Origin of the sequence: Marisediminitalea alba (assembly GCF_002993365.1) — a bacterium.
GTDB lineage: Bacteria > Pseudomonadota > Gammaproteobacteria > Enterobacterales > Alteromonadaceae > Alteromonas > Alteromonas alba.
Map to the genome: position 1 here is coordinate 20,823 of NZ_PVNP01000200.1, position 23,877 is coordinate 44,699.

General features: G+C 50.1%; 19 protein-coding genes. 10 read left to right on the top strand and 9 right to left on the bottom strand.

Features of this window, described 5'->3' with window-relative positions:
* Positions 1-15: 15 nt before the first annotated feature.
* The 3 genes from C6Y40_RS20510 (at position 16) to C6Y40_RS20520 (ending at position 4,493) form a co-directional block, all read left to right on the top strand.
* A complete protein-coding gene (locus C6Y40_RS20510) occupies positions 16-1,191 on the top strand; it encodes a phosphoglycerate kinase (RefSeq protein ID WP_105936264.1) in 1,176 nt (391 codons plus the stop codon).
* A 202-nt stretch (positions 1,192-1,393) separates the two neighbouring features.
* Positions 1,394-2,290, top strand: a complete 897-nt coding sequence (locus tag C6Y40_RS20515) for a fructose bisphosphate aldolase (protein WP_105936265.1) — start codon at positions 1,394-1,396, stop codon at positions 2,288-2,290.
* Between the two features lie 1,066 nt (positions 2,291-3,356).
* The gene (locus C6Y40_RS20520; RefSeq protein WP_170308550.1) at positions 3,357-4,493 is read left to right on the top strand and encodes a GGDEF domain-containing protein; all 1,137 of its coding nucleotides are present in this window, start codon (positions 3,357-3,359) and stop codon (positions 4,491-4,493) included.
* Between the two features lie 8 nt (positions 4,494-4,501).
* On the opposite strand, the gene ppx is transcribed toward C6Y40_RS20520, so the two are convergent.
* The 3 genes from ppx to C6Y40_RS20535 all read right to left on the bottom strand — a co-directional run bounded on the left by ppx (position 4,502) and on the right by C6Y40_RS20535 (position 8,726).
* Entirely contained in the window at positions 4,502-6,037 is a 1,536-nt protein-coding gene (gene ppx, locus C6Y40_RS20525) for an exopolyphosphatase (RefSeq protein WP_105936267.1), read from the bottom strand.
* Positions 6,038-8,107 (bottom strand): polyphosphate kinase 1, encoded by a 2,070-nt coding sequence (gene ppk1 / locus C6Y40_RS20530; protein ID WP_105936268.1) that lies wholly within the window; start codon positions 8,105-8,107, stop codon positions 6,038-6,040.
* 112 nt (positions 8,108-8,219) lie between these two features.
* A complete protein-coding gene (locus tag C6Y40_RS20535) occupies positions 8,220-8,726 on the bottom strand; it encodes a glycine cleavage system transcriptional repressor (protein ID WP_105936269.1) in 507 nt (168 codons plus the stop codon).
* Positions 8,727-9,001: 275 nt separating this feature from the next.
* Here C6Y40_RS20535 and C6Y40_RS20540 point away from each other — a divergent pair, with 275 nt between their 5' ends.
* The 5 genes from C6Y40_RS20540 (at position 9,002) to C6Y40_RS20560 (ending at position 15,872) form a co-directional block, all read left to right on the top strand.
* Positions 9,002-11,152, top strand: a complete 2,151-nt coding sequence (locus C6Y40_RS20540) for an ABC transporter permease subunit (RefSeq protein ID WP_105936270.1) — start codon at positions 9,002-9,004, stop codon at positions 11,150-11,152.
* Complete coding sequence (gene pstA / locus C6Y40_RS20545; RefSeq protein ID WP_105936271.1) at positions 11,145-12,734, top strand: phosphate ABC transporter permease PstA; 1,590 nt, start codon at positions 11,145-11,147, stop codon at positions 12,732-12,734. Before C6Y40_RS20540 ends, pstA begins: the two co-directional genes overlap by 8 nt.
* Positions 12,735-12,747: 13 nt before the next feature.
* Positions 12,748-13,554: a phosphate ABC transporter ATP-binding protein PstB gene (gene pstB, locus C6Y40_RS20550; protein ID WP_105936272.1), complete on the top strand. Its 807-nt coding sequence runs from the start codon at positions 12,748-12,750 to the stop codon at positions 13,552-13,554.
* A 24-nt stretch (positions 13,555-13,578) separates the two neighbouring features.
* Entirely contained in the window at positions 13,579-14,301 is a 723-nt protein-coding gene (phoU, locus tag C6Y40_RS20555; protein ID WP_105936273.1) for a phosphate signaling complex protein PhoU, read from the top strand.
* A 305-nt stretch (positions 14,302-14,606) separates the two neighbouring features.
* Positions 14,607-15,872: an inorganic phosphate transporter gene (locus tag C6Y40_RS20560; RefSeq protein WP_105936274.1), complete on the top strand. Its 1,266-nt coding sequence runs from the start codon at positions 14,607-14,609 to the stop codon at positions 15,870-15,872.
* Positions 15,873-16,028: 156 nt separating this feature from the next.
* Here C6Y40_RS20560 and C6Y40_RS25455 read toward each other — a convergent pair whose 3' ends face one another.
* Entirely contained in the window at positions 16,029-16,163 is a 135-nt protein-coding gene (locus tag C6Y40_RS25455; protein ID WP_276309530.1) for a hypothetical protein, read from the bottom strand.
* Positions 16,164-16,405: 242 nt separating this feature from the next.
* Here C6Y40_RS25455 and C6Y40_RS20565 point away from each other — a divergent pair, with 242 nt between their 5' ends.
* On the top strand, positions 16,406-17,422 hold the full coding sequence (locus tag C6Y40_RS20565; RefSeq protein WP_105936275.1) for a universal stress protein: 1,017 nt from the start codon (positions 16,406-16,408) through the stop codon (positions 17,420-17,422).
* 62 nt (positions 17,423-17,484) lie between these two features.
* Positions 17,485-17,781 carry a GIY-YIG nuclease family protein gene (locus C6Y40_RS20570; RefSeq protein ID WP_105936276.1) on the top strand — a complete coding sequence of 99 codons (297 nt, stop codon included), beginning with the start codon at positions 17,485-17,487 and terminating at the stop codon, positions 17,779-17,781.
* A 536-nt stretch (positions 17,782-18,317) separates the two neighbouring features.
* Here C6Y40_RS20570 and C6Y40_RS20575 read toward each other — a convergent pair.
* From C6Y40_RS20575 to C6Y40_RS20595, 5 genes are all read right to left on the bottom strand, one after another.
* A complete protein-coding gene (locus C6Y40_RS20575) occupies positions 18,318-19,268 on the bottom strand; it encodes a coiled-coil domain-containing protein (protein ID WP_105936277.1) in 951 nt (316 codons plus the stop codon).
* Between the two features lie 20 nt (positions 19,269-19,288).
* Complete coding sequence (locus tag C6Y40_RS20580) at positions 19,289-19,951, bottom strand: hypothetical protein (RefSeq protein WP_105936278.1); 663 nt, start codon at positions 19,949-19,951, stop codon at positions 19,289-19,291.
* Positions 19,944-20,486 (bottom strand): RNA polymerase sigma factor, encoded by a 543-nt coding sequence (locus C6Y40_RS20585; protein ID WP_105936279.1) that lies wholly within the window; start codon positions 20,484-20,486, stop codon positions 19,944-19,946. The genes C6Y40_RS20580 and C6Y40_RS20585 overlap by 8 nt, the downstream gene beginning before the upstream one ends.
* Before the next feature lie 75 nt (positions 20,487-20,561).
* Positions 20,562-21,470, bottom strand: coding sequence for a hydrogen peroxide-inducible genes activator (locus C6Y40_RS20590; protein WP_105936280.1), 909 nt, complete (start codon positions 21,468-21,470; stop codon positions 20,562-20,564).
* 1,351 nt (positions 21,471-22,821) lie between these two features.
* On the bottom strand, positions 22,822-23,874 hold the full coding sequence (locus C6Y40_RS20595; RefSeq protein ID WP_105933364.1) for an ISAs1 family transposase: 1,053 nt from the start codon (positions 23,872-23,874) through the stop codon (positions 22,822-22,824).
* Positions 23,875-23,877 lie beyond the last annotated feature (3 nt).

The window sequence follows — 23,877 nt, forward strand, 5'->3', positions numbered from 1 at the left end:
TGAGAAGGAAACCTTATGTCAATCCCAAGCATGTCAGACATTGAGTTGTCAGGTAAGCGCGTACTGATCCGTCAGGATCTCAACGTACCGGTAAAAGACGGTAAAGTGACATCAGACGCGCGAATCAAAGCGTCTTTACCCACCATCAAAGCGGCGCTGGAAGCAGGCGCAGCAGTAATGGTGATGTCGCACCTGGGCCGCCCAACCGAAGGCGAGCCTGCCGAAGAGTTTTCACTGCAACCGGTGGTTAACTACCTCAACGACGTACTGGATGTCGAAGTTAAACTGGTAAAAGATTACCTGGATGGCGTAGACATTGAGCCCGGTCAATGCATGATCCTGGAAAATGTGCGATTTAATAAGGGTGAGAAAAAAGACGACGAGGCACTGTCGAAGCAGTACGCTGCATTATGTGATGTATTCGTAATGGATGCGTTTGGTACTGCCCACCGTGCTCAGGCTTCAACCCATGGCGTGGCAAAGTTTGCCCCACAGGCCGTGGCTGGTCCATTGCTGGCAGGTGAACTGGCGGCGCTGTCAAAGGCGCTGGATAACCCGGCTCGCCCGATGGTGGCTATTGTGGGTGGCTCTAAGGTGTCGACCAAGTTAACCGTGCTGAAATCTCTGGCTGATAAAGTAGACCAACTGATTGTAGGTGGCGGTATTGCTAACACCTTTATCGCGGCGCAGGGCCACAATGTGGGCAAATCGCTGGTGGAAATGGATTTAGTTGATGAAGCCAAGCGTTTGATTGAGCAGGCGCAGGCCAATGGCGGCGATATCCCGGTACCAACGGATGTAGTCACCGGTAAAGCCTTTGCCGAAGACACACCGGCTGAGCTCAAGCCAGTTAGTGAAGTAACCGACGACGATATGATTTTTGATATCGGCCCGGACAGCTCAGCAGCGCTGGAAGATATCCTGAAAAATGCCGGCACCATTGTTTGGAATGGCCCGGTAGGGGTATTCGAATTTGATCAGTTCGCAAGTGGAACAAAAGCGCTGTCAGAAGCGATTGCTGCCAGCGATGCATTTTCAATTGCCGGCGGTGGTGATACGCTAGCAGCAGTAGATAAATATGAAATTGCAGACAAAGTATCCTACATCTCAACCGGTGGCGGTGCGTTCCTGGAGTTTCTTGAGGGCAAAACTTTACCTGCAGTAGCGATATTAGAAGAAAAAAACCGCTAACAGCAAAGTAATGTCCCGGCGCCGGAATAGCAGTATTCCGGCGACACCTGCATAAGGATACGCAGGCTGAAAGACCGTTTGTCATAGCGCCGTAAGCACTGCTAAAGCTCTGATAAAACGAGACTTCCCATGCCTAATAAATGATTTCTCTTAACCCTACAACCGTTTATAAAAACGGATAAGAAAATAAGGAGTGTTGCACATGGCATCACAGGCTCAGCAAGCTATGCTGGATAAAATCATCACCCAAAAGGGCTTTATAGCCGCCCTCGATCAAAGCGGTGGTAGTACCCCAAAAGCACTTAAACTTTACGGTATCGAAGAATCAGAGTACTCAAACGATGAGGAAATGTTCGACATGGTGCACGCAATGCGTACCCGTATCGTAACCTGTAACGCCTTTTCAGGTGAGCGTGTCCTCGGCGCAATCCTGTTTGAAAACACACTCGATCGTGAAATCGAAGGGTTAGCCTCTTCTCATTACCTGTGGCAGAAAAAACGCGTTGTGCCGTTTTTGAAAGTCGATAAAGGTCTGGAAGCCGAAGCTAACGGTGTGCAACTTATGAAGCCTATGCCGCAACTCGACGAGCTGCTGGCGAAAGCCAATGCCAAGGATGTGTTTGGTACCAAAATGCGTTCGGTTGTTAAACTGGCCAACCACGAAGGTATCAAAGCCGTTGTTGAACAACAGTTCGCTGTGGGTAAACAAATTCTGGACGCCGGTCTGGTGCCTATTATCGAGCCTGAAGTAGACATCAACAGCCCGGAAAAAGCCGAAGCCGAAGCACTGCTTAAACTGGAAATTCTTACCCAGCTGAATTTGCTGGGTGATGAGAAGGTTATGCTTAAGCTGACCCTTCCTACCGAAGCAAACTTCTACAAAGAGCTGGTGGATCACCCTAAAGTGATTAAAGTAGTTGCTCTTTCTGGTGGTTACTCACGCGATGACGCCAATGCCAAACTGGCCGAGAATCAGGGCATGATTGCCAGCTTCTCACGCGCGCTGACTGAAGGTGTATCAGCACAACAGAGTGACGAAGAGTTTGAAGCGACTCTGGATGCCGCCATCGAAGGCATCTACCAGGCGTCTCTGACCTAGTCGCTATTCCAGTTAAAATCTGTCATCCCGGAATTTACGCAGGAAAATATCCGGGTTCTCCTTTTACCGTCATACCGGAAGATACGAAGTATCTATCCGGTATCTCCTGAACAGTTTTACTCAGTCAATAAGAACGTTTCAGGCAGCCAGGTGGTTAAGGCGATACCGGCTCGGAGGCCGGTATGACGGTATTTTTTACGCCGGTAACACATATAGTCATCCCGGAAGTTTTGTAGAAACTATCCGGGATCTCCTGAACAGCTTTGCTCATCTAAAAGGATATTTATGGGTAGTCAGGCGGTTAAGGAGCTATCGGCTCGGGGGCCGGAAAAACGGTGTATATTGACTGCACCGGAAATCTCCGCATTTTGTCGGGGTGCCGACTGCACCAAGGGGCGTAATGCGACGCCCCTTGACCCCCGCAGTTCTTAAATCGCGAAAGGCATACTGTCAATGGGCAGGTAAAATCTATCGTCCAGAGAGGGCGTCCTGCCCTCGCTGGCCGGAGGCGTCATCCATGACGCCTCTACGCTTTTACGGGATCTGCCCATTGACAGTATCTCGCGATAACAAGAACCAAGGGAAATGCCAAAACGCGCTGACGCGCTCGTGCCTGCCATCACTCAATAAGAGTGTTTCAGGCAGTCAGTCGGTTAAGGCGATACCGGCTTGGGGGCCGGTATGACAGATAATAAATTGTCATCCCAAACACTCTTGTCATCCCGGAAGCTGCGATAGCAGCTATCCGGGATCTCCTGAACAGTTTTATTCACCTAATAGGATTGTTTCAGGTAGTCAGGTGGTTAAGGAGATACCGGCTCGGGGGCCGGTATAACGATGTCTCTGTGCCATTGTGCAGAGGCTACTCATGGTGGCAATTACCCCTTTTATGTATCTAATTCATTACACTATAAGCTGGTAACAGATATTGAACTCTAAATAAGCTATGGCCATTGCACAGATATTAGTCTATATTTTGTAACTAATTTTTTACATAACTATCAATGTTGATAACCGTGTATCGTACATTTAAACAAGGATATTTAGCCTGATGCAGGACGTGCATATGTATATTCAGGTAGGCGTGCTCGCTATCGTGGCAATGATAGGGATTAGTTTTACCTTTGCACTTCCAAAACCGCGTCATCAGCTTAAAGCGAAATCGGCCAGTTATGCCCGCTGGTTTCTGGTCGCTTCCTGGTTGGTAGTATTTTGTCAGGCAATTGCTCATATCGGGTACCCTCAGATCGGTTTACCCGGCGTATATGCCGCAGCCATATTAGGCGCTTACATGCAGTTAATGTCGGTGCTAAAGCGGTACGGCACAGAAGTAAGCCAAAGTAAGAAATTTGCAGCCGCATTGCATATCGTTGGGGTTATGGTGGTTACGTCGGTACTGGTAGCCACCAAAGCCCCTGCCTGGATTGCGCATAGTCTGGCGCTTAGCAGTGTGGCGTTCCCCGTCTGGCAAGCGTTGCGCTGTGTAAAACAACACTTCAGTACCGAGAGCATTGGTGGCCATCTGTTGTTTGGTGTGCTGTCGCTGGTAATTGCCCTGGTGCTGTTTGGCGTACCGGCTTATCTGACGATTGCGCCGGCAGACAGTCATTATCACCTGGCCGCTACTTCGGCATTTATGTTGGTGATCATGCTTATCTTTATGCTGGCCTTTGCAGTGAATATTCTGCAGTCGCTACTGCTTAAACTGCGCTCACAGGTGCATACCGACCCACTCACCGGCGCTAAAAACCGTCATTTCTTCTACGAAATTGCACCTAAACTCAGTGCTCACGCCAAACGTAAGCATGAAACCCTGTCGCTGGTGGCGTGCGATATTGATTATTTTAAATCGATTAACGACGAACACGGCCATGTGATTGGTGATATCGCGCTCAAGCGGTTTTGTGAAATCATTCAGTCGCAACTGCGCCAGGAAGATACGCTGATCCGTATGGGTGGCGAGGAATTTTTAATACTATCGCCGCAGTATGATGGCGATAAGGCCGCTCAGATGGCCGAACGTCTTCGCAAAACGATTTCAGAAAGCGTTATTTCGGCGCGGGGCGTAGATATTTCACTCACCGCATCGTTTGGTGTGATGCAAATGCCGCCTGGAGCAGATTTGTTTACCACAGTAAAAAGCGCCGATCAGGCACTGTTCGACGCGAAAGCCAACGGCCGTAATAAAGTCATTATGGTGTAACGGGCGGTTTAGCTTACCGCCAGCTTAATATCCGCCGCCTGCAGGTAGTTAATTTCACGTTCCAGATCCGCTGTCATGATAGGTTTGGAGTTTAACCAGCCTTCCGGAAAGGTCAGGGTAATAGCGCGTTTCTCAGCGGTCACATCAAACTCAGGTAAAAAACCTTCCTGACGTTTAATATTCAACAAAACCGCCAGGCGTAGCAGCGCAATAAGCTTATGGATATCTTCTTTACTGTATTGAGTAAAAGCGGGGATATCCTGCACTCGAATTTTCTTACGATGAAAGCGTACCAGAGTGGCCAGTAACTCCTGTTGGGCCTGGTTAAAGCCGGGCATATCCACGTTTTGCAAAATATACGCAGAGTGGCGTTGTACGCCGCGGGTATTAATTTGTAAACCCACTTCATGTAACAGCGCCGCCCAGCTTACTATGGCACGGTAGTCGCTGTGGCGCAGCTTCCAGTTTTTCTGGCAGGCGTCATAAAGCGTTTTAGTAGTGGTGAGTACCATGTTGGCCTGGCTGGTATCCACATCATAGCGGGTGGCCAGACTCGATGCGGTGCGCCCACGAATATCCGTGTTGTGCAGTTCATCTTCCATCTGATACAGCACGCCCTCGCGCAGGGCCGCCGGAGAATAATGCAGCGATTCGATTTTTAATGCCTTAAACAGGCCAATTAGCACGCATAAACCGGCCGGGATCACTGCGCGGCGATCGTCGCTGATAGCCGGGTCGGTAAGGTTGTCGATATGACCAGCCTCAATAAACTGCTTCATGATTTGCTTGAGGGCTTTAAGGGTGACCTCAGCTTCGTCAGTCGGCTCTTTCTGGCCCTGGTTTACTACCAGGTTACACAGCGTTTTAATGGTACCGGAGGTACCAATACAACGCTGCCAGCCCATGCGGCGATAACGCTCTTCAATGGGCTCCATTTCCTGTTCGGCGGCGGTGATGGCACGCTCAAACTGTTTGGCTTTTAACTCGCCGTTAGCAAAAAAACGCTGGGTAAAACTCACACAGCCCATTTGCAGGCTGCGGCACAGTTTGGGCGTTAACCCTTCACCAATAATAAATTCGGTTGAGCCACCGCCAATATCCACCACCAGACGCTTGCCATTATCATGATTGGTATGGGCTACGCCGGAGTAAATTAAGCGGGCTTCTTCGGGCCCGGAAATCACCTCAATGGGGTAGGGAAGGATCTCTATGGCGCGTTTTATAAATACGTTGGCGTTAACAGCTTTTCTAAGTGTGTAAGTGGCCACTATCTTTACAGAGTCTGGTTCAAAGCCTTTAAGACTATCGGCAATCACTCGAAGTGTAGCGAGCCCACGCTCCATGGCCTCTTCAGACAGCACATTGTTGCTATCGAGTCCCTCGGCTAATCGCACCTTTTGTTTTACCCGGTGCAGAATTTGCACCGAGCCCGCTACAATGCGGGCCACTACCAGGTGAAAGCTGTTAGAACCGATATCCAGAGCGGCAACCTTACTGGCTTCGCGGCTGTCTACGCTGTCGAAAGAGGCGGGAGTTGGCGTCATTTATTTTTGCTCAAGCTGTTTTAAATAGGTGTAGATTTCTTCTTGCGAACGCAACTTCTTGCGGTTACCCCTTTTAACATACTGGTTCAACTGGTCTTTGTCGATCTGACGAGCCTTCAGCGTGTCTCTGAACTGAATTTCCATGATATCGACAATCCGTTGTTGCAGGGTTTCATCATAGATAGGCGCACCCACTTCAATGCGGTTGTCCATGTTGCGGGTCATCCAGTCGGCCGACGAAATATACACCTTGCGGTTACCGCCGCCGTTGAAGATCATTACCCGGGGGTGTTCCAGAAAGCGATCGACTATGGAGATCAGCTCAATGTTTTCACTAAGCCCCTTAATGCCCGGACGTAAACCACACATACCGCGCACAATACCGCGGATCTTAATGCCGGCCTGGCTGGCGCGGTATAAGTCGTCAATCAGCTCTTTATCCACAAGGTTATTAATTTTAAACAGAATTTGAGCATCGTGGCCTTCTTTTAGGAACTGTATTTCCTGCCGGATCAACGACTGGATCTTAGTGCGCGCATTGAGCGGCGATATTTGCAGATGCTGGAACTTAAACCGGCGGTACGGGTACGAAATCAATTCAAACACCGAGTTAGCTTCTTCGGCCATTTCCTGGTTTTTGGTAAACAGGCTGTAATCGGTATAAATTTTGGCGGTTTTCTCGTTAAAGTTACCGGTACCAAAATGCGCATAGTGCATTAATTTGCCGCGCTCCTCGCGTGACACAATACACAGCTTAGAGTGGATTTTAAGCGACGGGATCCCCAGTACCACGCGAATACCGGCATCGGTCATGCGTTTCGACCACTCAATGTTGGCTTCTTCATCAAAACGGGCGCGCAGCTCTACCACCACGGTGACTTTCTTACCGTTATCCACTGCATCAATCAGCGAGCTGACAATCCGCGACTGACTGGCTACCCGGTAAATGTTCAGACGAATTGATTTTACACTGGGGTCGAAAGCCGCCTGGCGTACAAATTCGGTAAAGTGCAGGAACCGGTGATACGGATAATAAAGCAGAATATCGTGCGCGGTAATAGCATCAAATACCGTGTTGTAGCCAGAGAAGTCTTTGGTATCGATAGCCGGGAGTTTGCTGTTTTCCAGGTAATCCCGCCCCACATTGGGAAAGCCGATAAAGTCTTTAAAGTTACGGTAATGACCGGCTGAATGCAGGGTATCGAGCTTAGTGACTTTTAAGCGTTTTTGCAGATCTTCCACCATGTCTTCCGGCATATCCTGGTCGTGGATCACCCGCACCGGCTCAGCTATCAGCCGCTGCTTCATGCTTTCTGACATTTTTTCTACGTAACTTTCATCAATTTCATCGTTGATGGAGTACTCAGAATCCCGGGTCATTTTGAATGAGTAAGACTCCAGGGTATCGAACTTCACAAACCCGCGGAAGATGTCTTCCATACACAGCTGGATCATGTCGTCGAGCATGATGATGTGCTTGTTTTTGCGGCTCTGCTGCGGTGGAATTAAATGAAAACGCGAGATTTCGCCGGTGGGTACCTGCACAGCAGCAAAGCGCGGGTTTTTGCCCTCGCGACGTAACGCTACATACAAGTAAACCGCAGTGCCATTCAGGCGGCTCAGCAGGTCGGTTTTCTTATCAATCAGAATGGGCGCAATGTGGCGCAGTACCTTATTAATAAAGTAGTTACGCACCCAGTCGCGTTGATATTCATCGAGCTGATTTTTGGGCAGAATATAAATATTGTAGCGGGCTAGGGTTTTGACCACCTCTTTATGAATAGTGTCGAACTTCTTAGACAGCTCAACGACTTTGCGCTGGATTTGCATTAATAACCGGCGTTGGTGTTCGGCTTCTTCATCGTTACCGGCATTGTGGGCAATCACAATCTGACGTTTTACGTCTGCTACCCGCACCCGGAAAAATTCGTCCAGGTTATTTGAGTAAATTCCCAAAAAGCGAATACGCTCAACCGCCGGATTATTTTTATCGGCAGCCTCTTGTAGCACGCGTTCGTTAAACGCCAGCCAGCTTAATTCCTTGGGATAATATAAATCAGTGGATTCCATATTGATAAATCACTATTTCTGCAATCAAAAAAATAGGCTATAGCCTGCCAGCAAAGTGTGACAGGCAGTTGACGACCCGGCGAAAATTCGCCGTTGAAGGCCGCAGGGAAAATTACACAGTGGTAGTAATATCAACAACCAGATCGTTAGCTACCGCTTCCAGCGCATCTTTTACGTCGTCGCGATCCACGTCGGCCGGAATGGCTACCCGCACGCGCGCTTTAAACATCTCGCTGCCCCAGTTAGGGGCGCTTTCGCAGGTCGAGTTAAAATGAATAATGTTCAGCTCAAAGCGGTTGAGCACATTGGTGAGTTCCTGCACGATCCCCGGGCGGTCGTTACCCATGACTTCAATGGTCAGCTCATCGGCATCCGACAGGGCGGATTCAGTGACCGACTGCGAGTGCACCTGCAGGCCATCCAGGGTGTTGAGGGCGGCAATGAGTTGCTGGTGCTTATCGCCAGGCACGAGCGCTTCCACGAACCCGGCGAACTGTCCGGCCATATGCGCAAAACTACTGCCTTGCCAGTTGCCGCCGTATTCGTATACTTTTTTGGCCACTGCATCAACCAGGCCGGGTCTGTCTTTACCAATGATCGTGAAGATGACAGGCTTCATCCTCTTACTCCTTTATTGCGTCCTGAGTCGCGACCTAAGTGCATCGCGCAGGCATTAACGGTACCGAATTACATTACTGTGACCTTGCGTGATGATTATTTTTGTTGCCTGACACTCGCGGCATACTGGTGATCAGCTTTATTATGGTTAACCGCAACGGATCAGTAGCAACACATCCCGCTTATTCGCAGCTTCCTTTAAGTTTCACTTGATCTTAAAATATCACAACTTACACTGCTGGGCAGTGCAATTTCACGCAAATCGTTGTTCTATACATGAATGTAGCATCTCAACAGGTATCATTCCTGAAAAAACGCTTACGTCGCGATCGGATTGCCCGGTCGGTGATCTCGGTGTTTGGCTACATCGTGTTGCTGACCATGGTGATGATCATCTGGCACCTTTTTTCCCAGGCCATGAATATTGCTGCCTCACCGGGCGTAAAACCGCGCCAGGAAACGCCGGTACTCGCAGGGGGGGAGTTTTTATATGTGGGGGATATGGCTAACGGTCAGGCGGCGGTTATTGCCGGGCCGGGATGCAGTGTGTCGCTGGCCCGGTTAAACAACGGCATATTGTCGTCCCGCCAAACCCTGCGTCGGCCCTGTTCGCATACGCTGGATGTGGTGACCAGTTACGGCCTGCCTTATGTGGTAGATATCTCCGCTTCCGGCCAGGTGCGTTTACTCCCGGTACCTACCGTGAGCCAACCACTCCGGCAATCCAATTTTATTGATACGCCGCTGGCCAATGAGATGTCTTTTGCCTTGCCACAAGATATATGGGCACAGCAGACCGGCTGGCAAATGGCGGTGGGCGAACAGTGGATCATCATGCTGGTAAATACGCCGGATGAAACCCTGGTGCAGTGGATTAACCGTAACAACCCTACGCACATCGTGCGTCAGCAATACTCGGCGGATCAGCCCATGGTGTTGTTGCCGGATACTCGCCAGATCATGCTTATCAACAACAACGTGCTTACTTTTGTCGACAGCAGCAATCAGCGGCTGCATCAGCTTACGGTGGCGCAAAACGTAAGTTGGGCCGACACTATCGTGAAAAATCGCTCGGTGTTTGTGGCGCTGGCAAATAACACCCTGGTGCGGTTAAGCCTGTATAACCAGGCTGGCATTCTGCGTTACCAACCGGCCTACACCATTCAGCTAGAGCCCAACGAAGTCCCCGTGGCGCTGTATGCTCACGCCAGCGTGAATGGCATTGCCGCTATTACCAGTCAGCAGCAGTTATTGTTAATTAACCGCATCAGCGGCGAAGTGGTGGAACGCCAGCAGTTGCCGGTGCAGCCCACAGGCGTTAGCTGGTTTGATTCGCGGGTGTATGTATATGGGGCGGATGCCTATATTCGCCACGAAGTACGCAACATGGCAGGGCTCAGTACCACCAACAGTTTATTAATGCCTCATTTATATGAAGGCTATCCGGCTCCCGATCAAATCTGGCAAACCAGCAGTGCCTCGGATTATCAGGAAATTAAAATGAGCCTGGTGCCGCTGCTGATTGGCAGCCTGAAAGCCTCTTCGCTGGCGTTACTGATTGCCATTCCGCTGGCTCTGGGCGCGGCTGTTTATACCGCGTATTTTGCCCGCCCGCGGGTGCGAGACAGCATTAAACCCACCATCGAAATGCTCGAGGCTGTGCCATCGGTACTGATTGGCTTTATTGCGGCGATATGGCTGGCGCCGTTGGCTGAGCGATTCTTGTTTTCCATTGCGGTATTTATGGTGACCCTGCCGGTGATTTTACTGTTTATTGCCCTGGTACAGCACCGCGTGGCGCAAAACGTTAGCAGTGAGTTGCAGAACTTTGCCGAAGCCGTGCTGCCGGTACTCGGAATAGTGGTGTACGGCTATATTTGCGTGGTCTGGGCACCTGACTGGCTGCTGGCTGCACTGGACGCCGACGATTTTACCTTTTTTGCCCATACCACCGAAGTGCCGGTGGGTAAAACCACCATTCTGGTAGCTATTGCATTGGGCCTGGCTATTTCACCGAGTATCTACTCGCTGGCCGAAGACGCTATCAGCGGTGTGCCCCACAGTTTACGGCAGGCCTCCTATGCGCTGGGCGCCACCCGCTTACAAACCCTGCGCCGGGTGGTATTAAAAGTGGCTTTTCCGGGTATTGTGGCGGCCATGATGCTGGGCTTTGGTCGCGCTTTTGGTGAAACCATGATAGTACTGATGGTAACCGGCAATACGCCGATCGCCGATTGGGATTTATTTGCCGGGTTACGGGCGCTCACCGCCAACCTGGCCATTGAGTTGCCCGAGGCCGAGGTGCACAGTATTCATTATCAGGTGCTGTTTTTAACAGCCTGCGTGCTGTTTAGCTTTACCTTTATTGTTAATACGCTGGCTGAGCTATTGCGCCAGCGGTCTCGCCGGGTGAAAAGTCATGGGTAAGTGGTCGCTCCGGCAGTTCTTAACTAACCGTCAGCAGCAGTCTTATGTGATCAGCCTGGGCGCGTTTTGTGCCGGTTTACTGGTAGTTGCCCTGGCGTGCGTGCTAATGCTAATTACCATTCGCGGGCTCGACTATTTCTGGCCACGGCCGGTACAGAGTATTGAGTTTGAGTTACCCGATGGCACAACCAAACAGGTTTATGCGCAAATCAACGAGCGCCATATTAACTCGCCAGTACAAAGTGGCAGCGAGCCGGCCTTTGTGTTTCGCTATTCTGATAGCCAGCATCCCTATGGCCGTTCATTACTGGTAGAAGCCAATGCCGTGGAGGCCATCAGCGAGGCACCACAAGCGGCTGATATTTTGTTAAATAACGGTACCCGGGTATTCAGCGAACCGTTAAGCATTCGCCTGCCACAAGGGCAATCAGGTGAGCTGGTACAGTACGATGAGGTGCGCGACACGGTATCAGCCATTCGGGAACAAATCGAAACGGTGCGTAAAGAGCGTTTAGCCAGTGTTCACCGGGAGCTGGCCAGTTTGGATTTGCGTCAGGTGGAACAAGATGCCCCGGCTCGCTTACGCCTGTATGCCGACTTTGAGCGCTGGCAGCAGGAGGTGTTACGCCTGGAAGCGCAACTGGCAAATTATCAGCTGGTCACCCGGTTTAACAATGGCAGTGAGTTGTTAATTCCCCTTGATGACATCGATCGCCTGAGTTATCCGGGCCAGCTCGACTGGTTTGGGAAACTGGGGATTGTGGGGGCTGGCGTGGTGGCATTTCTGACCGACACGCCCAAACAGGCCAACACGGCTGGTGGCGTGTTTCCGGCCTTGTTTGGCACCGTGCTGATGATATTTGTTATGACCATTCTGGTTACGCCGTTTGGCGTGCTGGCCGCGGTTTACCTTAATGAGTACGCCCCGGATAACCACTTAACCTCGGTAATTCGAATTTGCGTAAGCAATATGGCTGGCGTGCCATCGATTGTTTATGGGGTATTTGGCCTGGGCTTTTTTGTGTACCTGGTGGGCGGCAATATTGATGAGCTGTTTTTTAAAGACGCATTGCCGGCACCTACCATGGGTACGCCGGGGGTGTTCTGGGCGTCACTGACCATGGCTATCTTAACCCTGCCGGTGGTGATTGTAGCTACCGAAGAAGGATTGCGGCGCGTGCCTGAAGGCTTAAAGTCGGGCAGTTATGCACTGGGCGCCACCAAATTTGAAACTATCTGGCATACCGTACTGCCCATGGCCAGCCCCGGCATTATGACCGGCGTGATCCTGGCCATTGCCCGCGCCGCCGGAGAAGTGGCGCCGCTAATGCTGGTGGGGGCAGTGAAGTTTGCGCCCAACCTGCCTTTTGACGGCGAGTTTCCGTATCTTCATCTGGATCGCCAGTTTATGCATTTAGGCGTACTGATTTACGATGGGGCTTTTCATAGCCAGACCGATGTGCGCAGCGCTTCCTTAATGTTTGCCAGCTGTCTGTTGTTACTGGTGGTGGTTTTTGTGTTAAATGTACTGGCGGTGATATTGCGCCGGCGCTTAAGAAAGCGTTATTTACGCGGCTATTAGAGGTTGTGATCCCATGCTGAAATTGTTTGAACGAGAACAGCTCAACTTAGCAAAACTGCCTGAGGAACAAACCGCCATTGAGGTGCGCGATTTGTGTTTGCGGTTTGGCGATAAGCATGTGCTCCACAACATCACCATGCGTATTCCGAAACACCGCATTACCGCATTGATTGGCCAGTCGGGGTGCGGCAAGTCGACCCTGATCAGCTGCTTTAACCGCATGAACGATCTTATCGACAACAGCGTAACGGAAGGTGAGATTATCATTGACGGGCGCAACATCAACCGCAAGAAAGAAAACCTTTCTGTACTGCGCTCTCAGGTGGGCATGGTGTTTCAACGGCCTAACCCGTTCCCTATGAGCATCTACGATAATGTGTGCTACGGATTACGCCTGCAGGGGATTAAACAACGCCGCCAGCTGGATGACGCGGTAGAGCGGGCGCTGATAGAGGCGGCGCTGTGGGACGAAGTAAAAGATCGCTTATTCGAATCGGCCACCACGCTCTCGGGCGGCCAGCAACAGCGGTTAGTGATTGCCAGAGCGTTAGCACTTAAACCGTCGATTTTATTACTGGACGAACCTACCTCGGCGCTCGATCCGCTCACCACGCTTATAATAGAAGAGCTGATGGCAGACCTCAAAAAGCGTTGTACCATTGTGATTGTTACCCACAACATGCAGCAGGCCTCGCGGGTGTCTGATTACACCGCCTTTTTACATCAGGGCGAACTGGTGGAATACAGCGACAGTGATACCCTGTTTACGCTGCCAGAGAAAAAACAAACCGAAGACTACATTACCGGCCGTTACGGCTGATCAGGGGCTGTACAGGAGCTTATGATGCGACAGGTTGCACTCAATACACACATTTCAGGCCGGTTTAATATTGAGCTGGAAAACTTACGTAACTCGGTAATGGCCATGGGCGGGGAAGTAGAGCAGCAACTGGCGGATACCTTAAAAGCCATTGCCACCAATAATCCGGGCCTGGCCGAAACGGTCATCCTCAACGATTTGAAAATTAACTCAATGGAAATTCAGATCGACGAGGAGTGCTTACGCATCATCGCCAAGCGCCACCCGACTGCCAGCGATTTGCGCCTGATTATGATTATCTCCAAGGCCATCACCGATATTGAACGCATGGGCGATGAGATAGAGCGGATCGCCAGGCTGGTAACCAAACAAAAGCTGCCCACCGATGTGGCGATAAAGAGCAGTATGTTGTCGATAGGGCAACAGGCTGTAGCCATGATGCGAGGGACTTTTGATGCCTTTGCCCGCCTCGATGAGGAAGCGGCACTGGAAGTGTACGATCAGGACAACAGTATCGACAGTGAATATAAAAAGCTGCTGAGCTATACCGCTGATGAAATGTCGCGCTCCGGCGACTCCATGGAAGACTGGCTGGAAATCCTCTGGGCCTTGCGATCGCTGGAAAGGATCGGCGACCGCTGCAAAAATATTTGTGAATATGTGGTGTCGCTCACCAGCGGGCGTGATGTTCGCCATACGCCGTTGGAGAATTTGCAGCAAAAGCTCGACAACATCAGCGAGAGCTAGCAACGAGGATGGCTGTCTTAAATCTGTAATATAAATGACATAATTGACTTAATAATCGCCGAACGGTGCTGATTGTCTGATTTATTGTGATGAATTATTAAAAATGGCCTATGGCTCGACGGCACTTTGCGCTAGAATGCGCCGCAACCATTAAGGTAATTGTATAAAAATTCAACCAAACCAAGATGCTTAAAGTTTTTTTATTGCCAGTACTGAGTAAACCGACAGAATTTGCTCAGACAACAGAAACTCAGTTTCCTGCATTTTTCGTGGCATACAGCTAGGCACAACCGGAGCGACTGTCTGTGGAAATCCTACAAAGTTATGGCATGATCCTGATTATCCTCGCTGCCGTTGTTGGTTTTGTAATGGCGTGGGGGATTGGTGCTAACGACGTGGCGAATGCCATGGGAACCTCAGTAGGTTCTAAAGCGTTAACTATCAAGCAAGCCATCATTATTGCGATGATCTTCGAATTTGCCGGCGCCTATCTGGCCGGTGGCGAGGTGACATCGACCATTCGTAAAGGTATTATCGATACCGCATACTTTATTGATATTCCCGAATACCTGGTCCTGGGTATGATTTCTGCGCTGTTTGCTGCCGGAATCTGGCTGGGCGTGGCGTCTTATCTGGGTTGGCCTGTGTCTACCACCCATTCCATTATTGGTGCCATTATCGGCTTTACCGCTGTTGGTGTGAGTATGGATGCCGTTGCCTGGAGCAAAGTGGGCGGCATTGTGGGCAGTTGGGTGGTTACCCCGGCTATCTCCGGCATTATTGCTTACCTCATCTATCAAAGCGCCAGTAAACTGATTTTCCAAACCGACAAGCCGTTTGAAAACGCACAAAAATACGTGCCTTTCTATATGGCATTTGCCGGCTTTGTAATGGCGCTGGTTACCATTAAAAAGGGCCTCAAGCATGTTGGCCTTAACATGTCTGACACCTCTGGTTATTTGCTCGCTATCGCCCTTTCGGCAGTCATTGCCTTTATTGGTAAGTGGCTAATCAGCCGTCAGACTTACAGCCATTCAGACGATGCCGAACTGCAACGCGCTAACGTAGAAAAGGTGTTTGCCCTGCTAATGGTGGTAACTGCCTGTTGTATGGCTTTTGCCCACGGCTCAAACGATGTAGCGAATGCTATTGGCCCATTGGCGGCTGTAGTAAGCGTTGTGTCGACCGGCGAAATTACTGCCAGCAGCACACTGGCGCCGTGGATCCTGCCTTTGGGTGGGTTAGGTATTGTGGCCGGTCTGGCGCTGTTTGGTCACCGGGTTATCGCGACCATCGGTGAGGGCATTACCCACTTAACGCCCAGCCGTGGTTTTGCGGCAGAAATGGCGGCCGCCTGTACCGTGGTAATTGCTTCGGGCACCGGCTTACCTATTTCGACCACGCAAACGCTGGTTGGAGCGGTGTTGGGTGTGGGCCTGGCGCGCGGCGTTTCGGCGCTCAACCTGGGCATTATTCGTAATATCGTGATCTCATGGATTGTAACGTTGCCTGCCGGCGCGATTTTATCCATCGCCTGCTTCTTCACTCTTAAGGCTGTTTTCGGCGTTTAATAGCGGCCAGCATAGCTGCAGAGCAAAAGTATTCAGATACAAAAAAATCCGATGGTTTTGCCATCGGATTTTCTTTATGCGGTATGCACTTAGGTAACGCACCTGTTGCTTACGATTTAATACAAATCACCGTATTAGCGGCTCTATTTTTTGTTATTAGTCGTGTGCCAGAAGTTTAGACTTCTTTTCGATTTTGCAATCCAGAATACGCTGGGTATTTTTACGACCCAGGTAGGCGGCAATAGCGTACGGGTGCTTGCGTTTAAAAAATTTTGTGAATGCCTTAAGCATGGTAAGCCCCCTTTTTTACTTGGTTTTTCACTTTTTAAAATTACATTATTACAGTTTTGTGATCAAGCGGATTTTGCGGCTGATACAAATCAGGTTCGGTTATTCTCCACCCTGTAATAATTTAACTAATTGATATATAGATACTAATTTTTACGATTGATGTATCAAAATTAATTTAAATAATTCGCCGATATGGCTGGAAAAGCCATCATAGAACCATCATATTTAATCTATAGTATTAAATGCAGGCTAAAAATAATGGTGAGGCAGCGACCATGATTGGGCATTTCAACAACATTCTTTGTGTTATTACCAGTATCAGCGAGCAACAAGCACTGGTTGAACAAGCCTTACATGTGGCCGAAAGCCATCAGGCCTCGCTTACTCTGCATCTGGCTCTGGAAAGCTTGCCGCCAAATGCCAGTCTGGTAATGGCGTCATTCGCCTACATTGATTCGCAGCAGTCACTCAAAGAAGAAGCCCAGGAACGGCTCAGTGCTATGGTCGATAAGTTAAACGTTACTGAGCGGCCAGAGACTTTGGTGACGGTAGGCAAGCCTTATTATGACGTGATTCAGCAGGTAATGCATGCCGGTCATGATTTGGTGATCAGTCAGGCCAGAAGCGGTATGTCGGGCTTCTTATTGGGTGCCGACGCCATGCATCTGCTACGCAAGTGCCCATGCCCGGTATGGCTGATCCACGAAGAAACCGCGCGTAACTATAAATCGGTAATGGCGGCTGTGGATGTAAATTATCACTTCACCCGCGAAGAAAACCAGACTCGCTGGCAGTTAAACGAGGCGGTAATCGCCAGCGCTGCAGAAGTGGCCCTGCTCGAAAACGCTCGGTTACACATAGTGCATGTTTACGATGCTGCGCCCCGGCATATGATGCGCGACGGCTTGATGCGCAGCCATCAGCAGCAAATGGACAACGCCCTGGCTGAACTTAAAAAAGAACGTAGCGAAGAATTGGCCGAACTGGTAGACAGTCTGCAGCAGAAGTTTGACGAAAAAAGTTTAGGATACCTGCAACCTGAAGTGCACCTGGCCGATGGCCACCCGGCAGAGGGATTATGCCGCATGGCTGAGTCGCTACAAGCAGATGTGGTAGTAATGGGAACAGTTGCCCGGGTGGGCGTGCCAGGCCTGTTAATGGGCAATACCGCCGAAGATGTACTGAGTAACCTCGACTGCGCAGTACTGGCCCTCAAACCAGATGGCTTCGAATCAATCGTGCCGAAGGAAAATAACTAACCCACAGTGCAGTTGTCTGCCCGTTGGTATTTCGCGTGAAATAGCCTCTCAGGAGGCTAGTCATGATCGAAAAATACCCGGCAGTTTATATACTCACTAATTCCTATAAATCCGTGTTCTACACCGGCGTAACCACCAACCTGTTACAACGGATATACCAACACAAAATGCACCTGGCCGACGGCTTCAGCAAGAAATACGGCTTAAAGCTATTGGTGTATTTCGAAATGCACGAAGACATCGAAGCCGCTATTCAACGGGAGAAGCGCCTCAAGCGCTGGCGCCGGGATTGGAAAATAAAGCTCATTGAAAAACAAAACCCCCACTGGCAGGATTTATACCCGCTAATACAGGGGTGACGCAGGGTGCAGAACATCGGTATGACTATTATATTCTTGTCATTCGGGATAATAAAATACTGTTATCCCGGCCAAACAACAGCTGTCCCCGGCCAATATTAAACAGTCATCCCGGCCAATAAAACACTGTCATCCCGGCCAATAAAATACAGTCATCCCGGCCAAAAAATTACAGTCATCCCGGCCTCCGAGCCGGGATCTCACAAACAGTCTGGCTCAGCCCAAATAGTCTTTTGTGGAGATCCCCGCCCAAGAGCATGCGGGGATGACAGAGGGGGAGCATGCGGGGTTTACGAACGGGTGGCATGCTGGGATGACTTTATTTACCCGTCATCCCGACCAATAAAATACAGTCATCCCGGCCCCCGAGCCGGGATCTCCCAAGCAGTCTGGCTCTGCTTAAATAGCCTTTTAAGGAGATCCCCGCTCAAGAGCATGCGGGGATGACGAAGGGGTTGGCATGCGGGAATGACGAAGGGGTTGGCATGCCGGGTTTACGAACGGGAGGCATGCGGTGATGACGAGAAAAGGTCAATCTAAAACGTATATACCTCGGCTTTGGTCAACATATCGCTGGCTGAGATATCTTCGGTAACACAGCGCTTAATGTCTTTTTTATTGAAGATGTATACACGGTCGGCGCTTTTGCCTTCTTCGCTGCGGGCAAAGTCATCCAGCACAAAGGTAATGTGCTCACTATCCGGTAATTCCCGCAAGCCCGCACCAAAGCTACACAGGGTATCGCCGATACTGGCTTCAAAGTTAGCCAGGAAAGATTTATAAGACTCCTCCTGGGCTTTCTTTTGCTTTTCCAGCTCGGCTTTCTTCTCGGCAGCCAGTTCTTTGGTTTCCTGAGCGATCACCTGTTCTTTCGCTTTAAGCTTTTCCAGCTCTTTTTGCATTTCTTTCATTTCTTTTTCAACTTCTTTCTGGCGTTCTTTGTCGGCCGTGCGAAGCTCAAATTCTAAATCACGGTTGCGGCGCTCCAGCTCGCGCATTTCCCATTCTACTTCGCGGTGATCGCTGCGAAACTCCCGCATGCGGTCGTCAGTTTCCCGAATAATGTGCTCCACTTTACGGATCACCTGATGGGCGGTGTCTTCCCAGTCGGCCGACTCGAAAACTACATCATAGTCACCGTCAGTTTCTACATGCACACCATCGGCAGTTACAGTTACAGCAGGCGCTGGCGGCGCCGGTGGGGCTCCGGGGATATTGCTTAAGAAGTCGCCAAAGTTAAAGTCAAATACCCGCCCCATGCCGCCGGTACGAATAGTAAATACCACGCCCTGTTTGGCCAGGTAAGTTGACTCAATACTGCGAAAGCGTACTTTGTCTTTACGGGTGTCCTGTTTCAGGGCCGTTTCGATAACGCCCGACATAATCGTAAGCTGACGGTCGAGTTCGGGTAAATCCTGGGCCGCAGTGCTTAACGTTGCGCTACCGATTAATGTGCCCAGTAGCGTGGCAAGAGTGGTTACTTTCATAATGGTGTCCAATAGGTTGATTATTCGGTAACGGCGGTATAACCGTCGTCGATGGCATTAATTTCACGTTGCAGCTGAGTGAGCTGGCGTGTGTAGTAGCGCTGGTCGTCGTCGCGCTGCTGGTTAATAAACTGCACCAGTTCGGCAAAGTCTTCGCGGCGCTCCTGGCGGCTCGACTTTAATAAGTACTGCGCAAGCTGGGCACTGCTGTCTTGTTGCTGTTGCTGCAGGGCATTGACATACTGGGTAAACATGGCCTGATTGGCCTGTTGGTAATCATTTATACGATCGGCTACCAGTGCGGCCACTTCGGCTTCAGTTGGGCCAGCCGGTGCACTTTGAGCAAAGCCCATGGTAACGCGACCTTCTTCTACCTGAACTGAAAAGCCACTGAGCACCATCACCATAGCTGCTGCGGACATGGCCATCGACACCGCTGGCAGCCCCTGCCATTGCCACCACTTAGGTTTATCCGGGGCAATAAAGGTTGCGTTCTTATCCCAGGCGGGCATGGGCGGTGCGCTGAACTGCTCGGCCGCCACATTAAGCTGGGTAGCGGTGGCAACCCGGGCCGCAAACTCGGCATCGCTGATGCACAACGCCTCAAACGCAGCGCGTTCGTCTTCTGTCAGGGCGTTATCGAGCCACTGACCAAACAAATATTCAGGGGATTGATTAACCATGTTCTACCTCCAAATCCAGCTTTAACTTCGACAGGGCGCTGTACAGGCGCGACTTCACCGTGTTGCTGGAGAGTCCCAGCTGATCGGCGATTTCCTCAAAAGTAAACTGGCCAAAAAATTTCAGTTCAATCACAGCCCGTTGGGCAAGCGGTAAGCGCTGCATGGCATGCGTTAACGACTGACTGGTAATGTCGGTCATTAATGAATGCTCGGGCGTTGGGCGTTCGCAGCTCAGCTCTTCGCTGTCTTCAAGTGGAGTATCCGGGCGTTTACGCCGATAAAACTCAATACAACGAAAATGCGCAATGCGATACAACCAGGCCTTAAAACTGCCTTCACCACGAAAGTTCGACAGGCTCTTAAATACCGCAATAAAAATATCCTGCATCAGGTCGGCCGCGTCGTGTGGCGTGCCTGTCATGCGAATACCGTACTGATAAATACCGGTTTCGTAGCGTTTGATCAGCGTGAACCAGGCTTTCTTACTGCCCTTTAAGGCCTGTTCAATAAGTTGTTCGTCACGCTTTTCAAACACCGGATATTCCCATTTTTATGATTGTGTTGTGGGTATAGTCGGGGGGCAGGGCAAAAAAGTTTGCCCTGTTTTAAATTAATTTAGCGTAGGAACCGGTAACAAGGGAGAAAGAATTTCGCCTACCCGGCGGAACAGCCGCATACGCGTGGTGCCCGAGCGCCAGACCAGGCCAATTTCACGGTACGCTTCGTCCTCTGAAGGAAAAGACACCAGGTTGGTGTTTTTCAGCAGATCCTGGTTTAACGCCAGCTCTGGCAAAAAGGTGTAGCCAAGCTTGCTGTTCGCCAGCTGCACCAGCGTGTATAACGAACTGGCGGCCAACGAGCTTATCTGATCGCTGTGCTGCAGGTTACAGGCACTTACTGCATGGCCTGTCATGCAGTGTTCCTGCTGCAGTAAAAAGATACTCTTTTTCGGCAGGCTCTGAATATCCAGCGGCTTAGGTAATTGGCTGGCCAGCTCTTTATGGGCAATTAAATGAAAAGGATCGTGCCCCAGCACCATTTGTTTACAGCCCGGGGTTTCCATGGGCAGTGCCAGTACCAGCAAATCCAGACTGCCATCTGTTAACTGTTGCAGCAGATTGGCGGTGGTATCTTCCTGCAGTTCTAACTGGATCTCCGGTAAAAACGCATTAAAGGCACCCAGCATGGCTTCAAACAAAAATGGCGCAATGGTAGGAATAACCCCAAGCCGCAATTTACCGCGCTGCCAGTTACCGGCATTCTGCGCATACTCAACCAGCTCGCCGGCTTCCTGCAAAATAACCTTGGCACGCTCCACTACATCCAGGCCCAGCGAGGTAAACACAAAGGTTTTATGTTCCCGCTCCAGTAACTGACTACCAAAGTGCTCCTCCAGATTCTGGATAGCCGTACTCAGGGTAGACTGGCTCACATTACAACGCTGCGCCGCACGATGAAAATGCTGCTCCTGATGCAAGGTCACCAAATAATGAAGATGTTTTAAATTAGGCCATTTCATGCAAAGTACTCGATTGTTATTTGTATTTTTAATCTAGTATATAGATAAAGATGGAAAATGCATCCTTAAATTTACTATCATTATGGTTATTAAAACATTGTCATCACAACAAATATTATTCAGTCATCCCGGCCAAAAATTACAGTCATCCCGGCCCACGAGCCGGGATCTTCTCCTTCCCCGTCATACCGGAAGATACGAAGTATCTATCCGGTATCTCCTAAACAGTCTGCTCCGCTCAAATAGTCTTTTGAGGAGATCCCCGCCTAAGAGCATGCGGGGATGACGAAGGTGCTGGCATGCGGGCATGACTATTCTCAATCCCGTCATACCGGAAGATACGAAGTATCTATCCGGTATCTCCTAAACAGTTTGGCTCCGCTTAAATAGTCTTTTGAGGAGATCCCCGCCTAAGAGCATGCGGGGATGACGAAGGTGGTGCATACGAGGATGACGAAGGTGGTGCATACGAGGATGACGAAGGTGTTGGCATGCGGGCATGACTATTCTCAATCCCGTCATACCGGAAGATACGAAGTATCTATCCGGTATCTCCCAAACAGTTTGGCTCCGTTTAAATGGCCTTTTACGGAGATCCCCGCCCAAGAGCATGCGGGGATGACGAAGGTGGTGCATACGAGGATGACGAAGGTGTTGGCATGCGGGCATGACTATTTCCATTCCTGTTATCCCGGCCATAAATTATAGTCATCCCGGCCAAAAAATTCAGTCATCCCGGCCTCCGAGCCGGGATCTCCTTCCTCCCGTCATACCGGAAGATACGAAGTATCTATCCGGTATCTCCCAAACAGTCTGACTCCGCTCAAATAGTCTTTTGAGGAGATCCCCGCCCAAGAGCATGCGGGGATGACGAAGGTGGTGCATACGAGGATCACGAAGGTGTTGGCATGCGGGCATGACTATTTCCATTCCTGTTATCCCGGCCATAAATTATAGTCATCCCGGCCAAAAAATTCAGTCATCCCGGCCTCCGAGCCGGGATCTCCTTCCTCCCGTCATACCGGAAGATACGAAGTATCTATCCGGTATCTCCTAAACAGTCTGCTCCGCTCAAATAGTCTTTTGAGGAGATCCCCGCCCAAGAGCATGCGGGGATGACGAAGGTAGTAGCATGCGGGCATGACGGTAGTGGGTGCATGCGGGGATGACGGTAGTGGGTGCATGCGGGGATGACGAAGGTGGTGCATACGAGGATGACGAAGGAGGGCAAAACTTCCGGGATGATGGGCGGTTTTTGTAATTCCAAAAAGTACGAAGTACTTATCCGCATCGTATAAACGGAACAGTTAAGCGTAAAGTCAGGGGGGATGGGCAGGGCAACCGCATACTTTTACCCAAAAATAAGCTCTGCTCTGAATTCATCGGCCCAGCCAGCCATTTTGAGTTTGCTTCTCATGCTGGCTTTCTTGGGGTGTAAACGAGCCATATTCAAACAAAACCGCCTAATCACTCCGACATTTTCCGCTCCGTCCTCTTTGCGTATTCGGCTATCATCTTCTTTGAACGTCACGTCTAACACCCAGTGGACTTTATTTTCGACTTCCCAGTGTGCTCGGATAGCCTGGTTGACCGCAACGGGGTCAATATCCAGTGAACTGATGTAATATTGCGTTTCAGTGCTCACCTCTTTGTCTTTAAGGTGGCGCTCTCGTTCTATTTTGATAACACTGCGTATACCTTTCCAGTGCTGTGCTTCACTTATCCACTCACTGACTCTTAGTTGCTGGCACCGGCGTACTTCAATTCGTCCATGGCCAGAATCAGTCTGTTCATTACAGGCAATCCAAGCGGGATTATCCCTCTCTACCTTATGGAAATAGGCGGCAATTTCATCGCGTAGTTGTTTGTGGTTATTTTTGATGCAGAGCACATAATCTGCGTTCTCCGAGCTGATTTTCTCGACTATCTTTTTCTGAGAGTTCATGGCATCTGCACTGATAAGAGCGCCTTTAATATTAAGCGTGTCGAGTAGGTCCAATACCGAAGCATTCTCATTTTTCTTGCCCGATGACTTCAGTTGCGCAAGCACTAAACCTGCATCTTTGCTCCAGGCGGTAATGCTATGTAATGCCGTTTGCTTATCGCCATCGTAGGAATGACGAAGTGTCTTACCGTCGATGGCAATTTGAGGCTTACCCGTTTCAACACGCACTTCATTCACCCAATTCATAAAGGCTTTATTTAATTGTTCAGGGCATATTACTCGGACAATTCGGGCAATGGTATCGTCAACAGGAATGCCGTTTTCAAAGGGACGGTATTGGCGCAACCAATCAAGTTTATCTCGACCAAACACTTCTATATCGCTCCAACCCTCTGCTCCAGAAAGGACTGCACTCACAGTCAGAAATATCACATCAATAAAGTCATGTTGAACATTAATTTG

What these genes read in the sequence shown, in the direction of transcription:
- C6Y40_RS20575 (WP_105936277.1), bottom strand. Translation starts at nt 19,268, where the DNA reads ATGAAAGTAACCACTCTTGCCACGCTACTGGGCACATTAATCGGTAGC.
- C6Y40_RS20570 (WP_105936276.1), top strand. Translation starts at nt 17,485, where the DNA reads ATGATCGAAAAATACCCGGCAGTTTATATACTCACTAATTCCTATAAA.
- pstB (WP_105936272.1), top strand. Translation starts at nt 12,748, where the DNA reads ATGCTGAAATTGTTTGAACGAGAACAGCTCAACTTAGCAAAACTGCCT.
- C6Y40_RS20515 (WP_105936265.1), top strand. Translation starts at nt 1,394, where the DNA reads ATGGCATCACAGGCTCAGCAAGCTATGCTGGATAAAATCATCACCCAA.
- C6Y40_RS20520 (WP_170308550.1), top strand. Translation starts at nt 3,357, where the DNA reads ATGTATATTCAGGTAGGCGTGCTCGCTATCGTGGCAATGATAGGGATT.
- C6Y40_RS25455 (WP_276309530.1), bottom strand. Translation starts at nt 16,163, where the DNA reads ATGCTTAAGGCATTCACAAAATTTTTTAAACGCAAGCACCCGTACGCT.
- C6Y40_RS20580 (WP_105936278.1), bottom strand. Translation starts at nt 19,951, where the DNA reads ATGGTTAATCAATCCCCTGAATATTTGTTTGGTCAGTGGCTCGATAAC.
- C6Y40_RS20535 (WP_105936269.1), bottom strand. Translation starts at nt 8,726, where the DNA reads ATGAAGCCTGTCATCTTCACGATCATTGGTAAAGACAGACCCGGCCTG.
- C6Y40_RS20565 (WP_105936275.1), top strand. Translation starts at nt 16,406, where the DNA reads ATGCAGGCTAAAAATAATGGTGAGGCAGCGACCATGATTGGGCATTTC.
- C6Y40_RS20540 (WP_105936270.1), top strand. Translation starts at nt 9,002, where the DNA reads ATGAATGTAGCATCTCAACAGGTATCATTCCTGAAAAAACGCTTACGT.
- C6Y40_RS20510 (WP_105936264.1), top strand. Translation starts at nt 16, where the DNA reads ATGTCAATCCCAAGCATGTCAGACATTGAGTTGTCAGGTAAGCGCGTA.
- phoU (WP_105936273.1), top strand. Translation starts at nt 13,579, where the DNA reads ATGCGACAGGTTGCACTCAATACACACATTTCAGGCCGGTTTAATATT.
- ppx (WP_105936267.1), bottom strand. Translation starts at nt 6,037, where the DNA reads ATGACGCCAACTCCCGCCTCTTTCGACAGCGTAGACAGCCGCGAAGCC.
- pstA (WP_105936271.1), top strand. Translation starts at nt 11,145, where the DNA reads ATGGGTAAGTGGTCGCTCCGGCAGTTCTTAACTAACCGTCAGCAGCAG.
- C6Y40_RS20590 (WP_105936280.1), bottom strand. Translation starts at nt 21,470, where the DNA reads ATGAAATGGCCTAATTTAAAACATCTTCATTATTTGGTGACCTTGCAT.
- ppk1 (WP_105936268.1), bottom strand. Translation starts at nt 8,107, where the DNA reads ATGGAATCCACTGATTTATATTATCCCAAGGAATTAAGCTGGCTGGCG.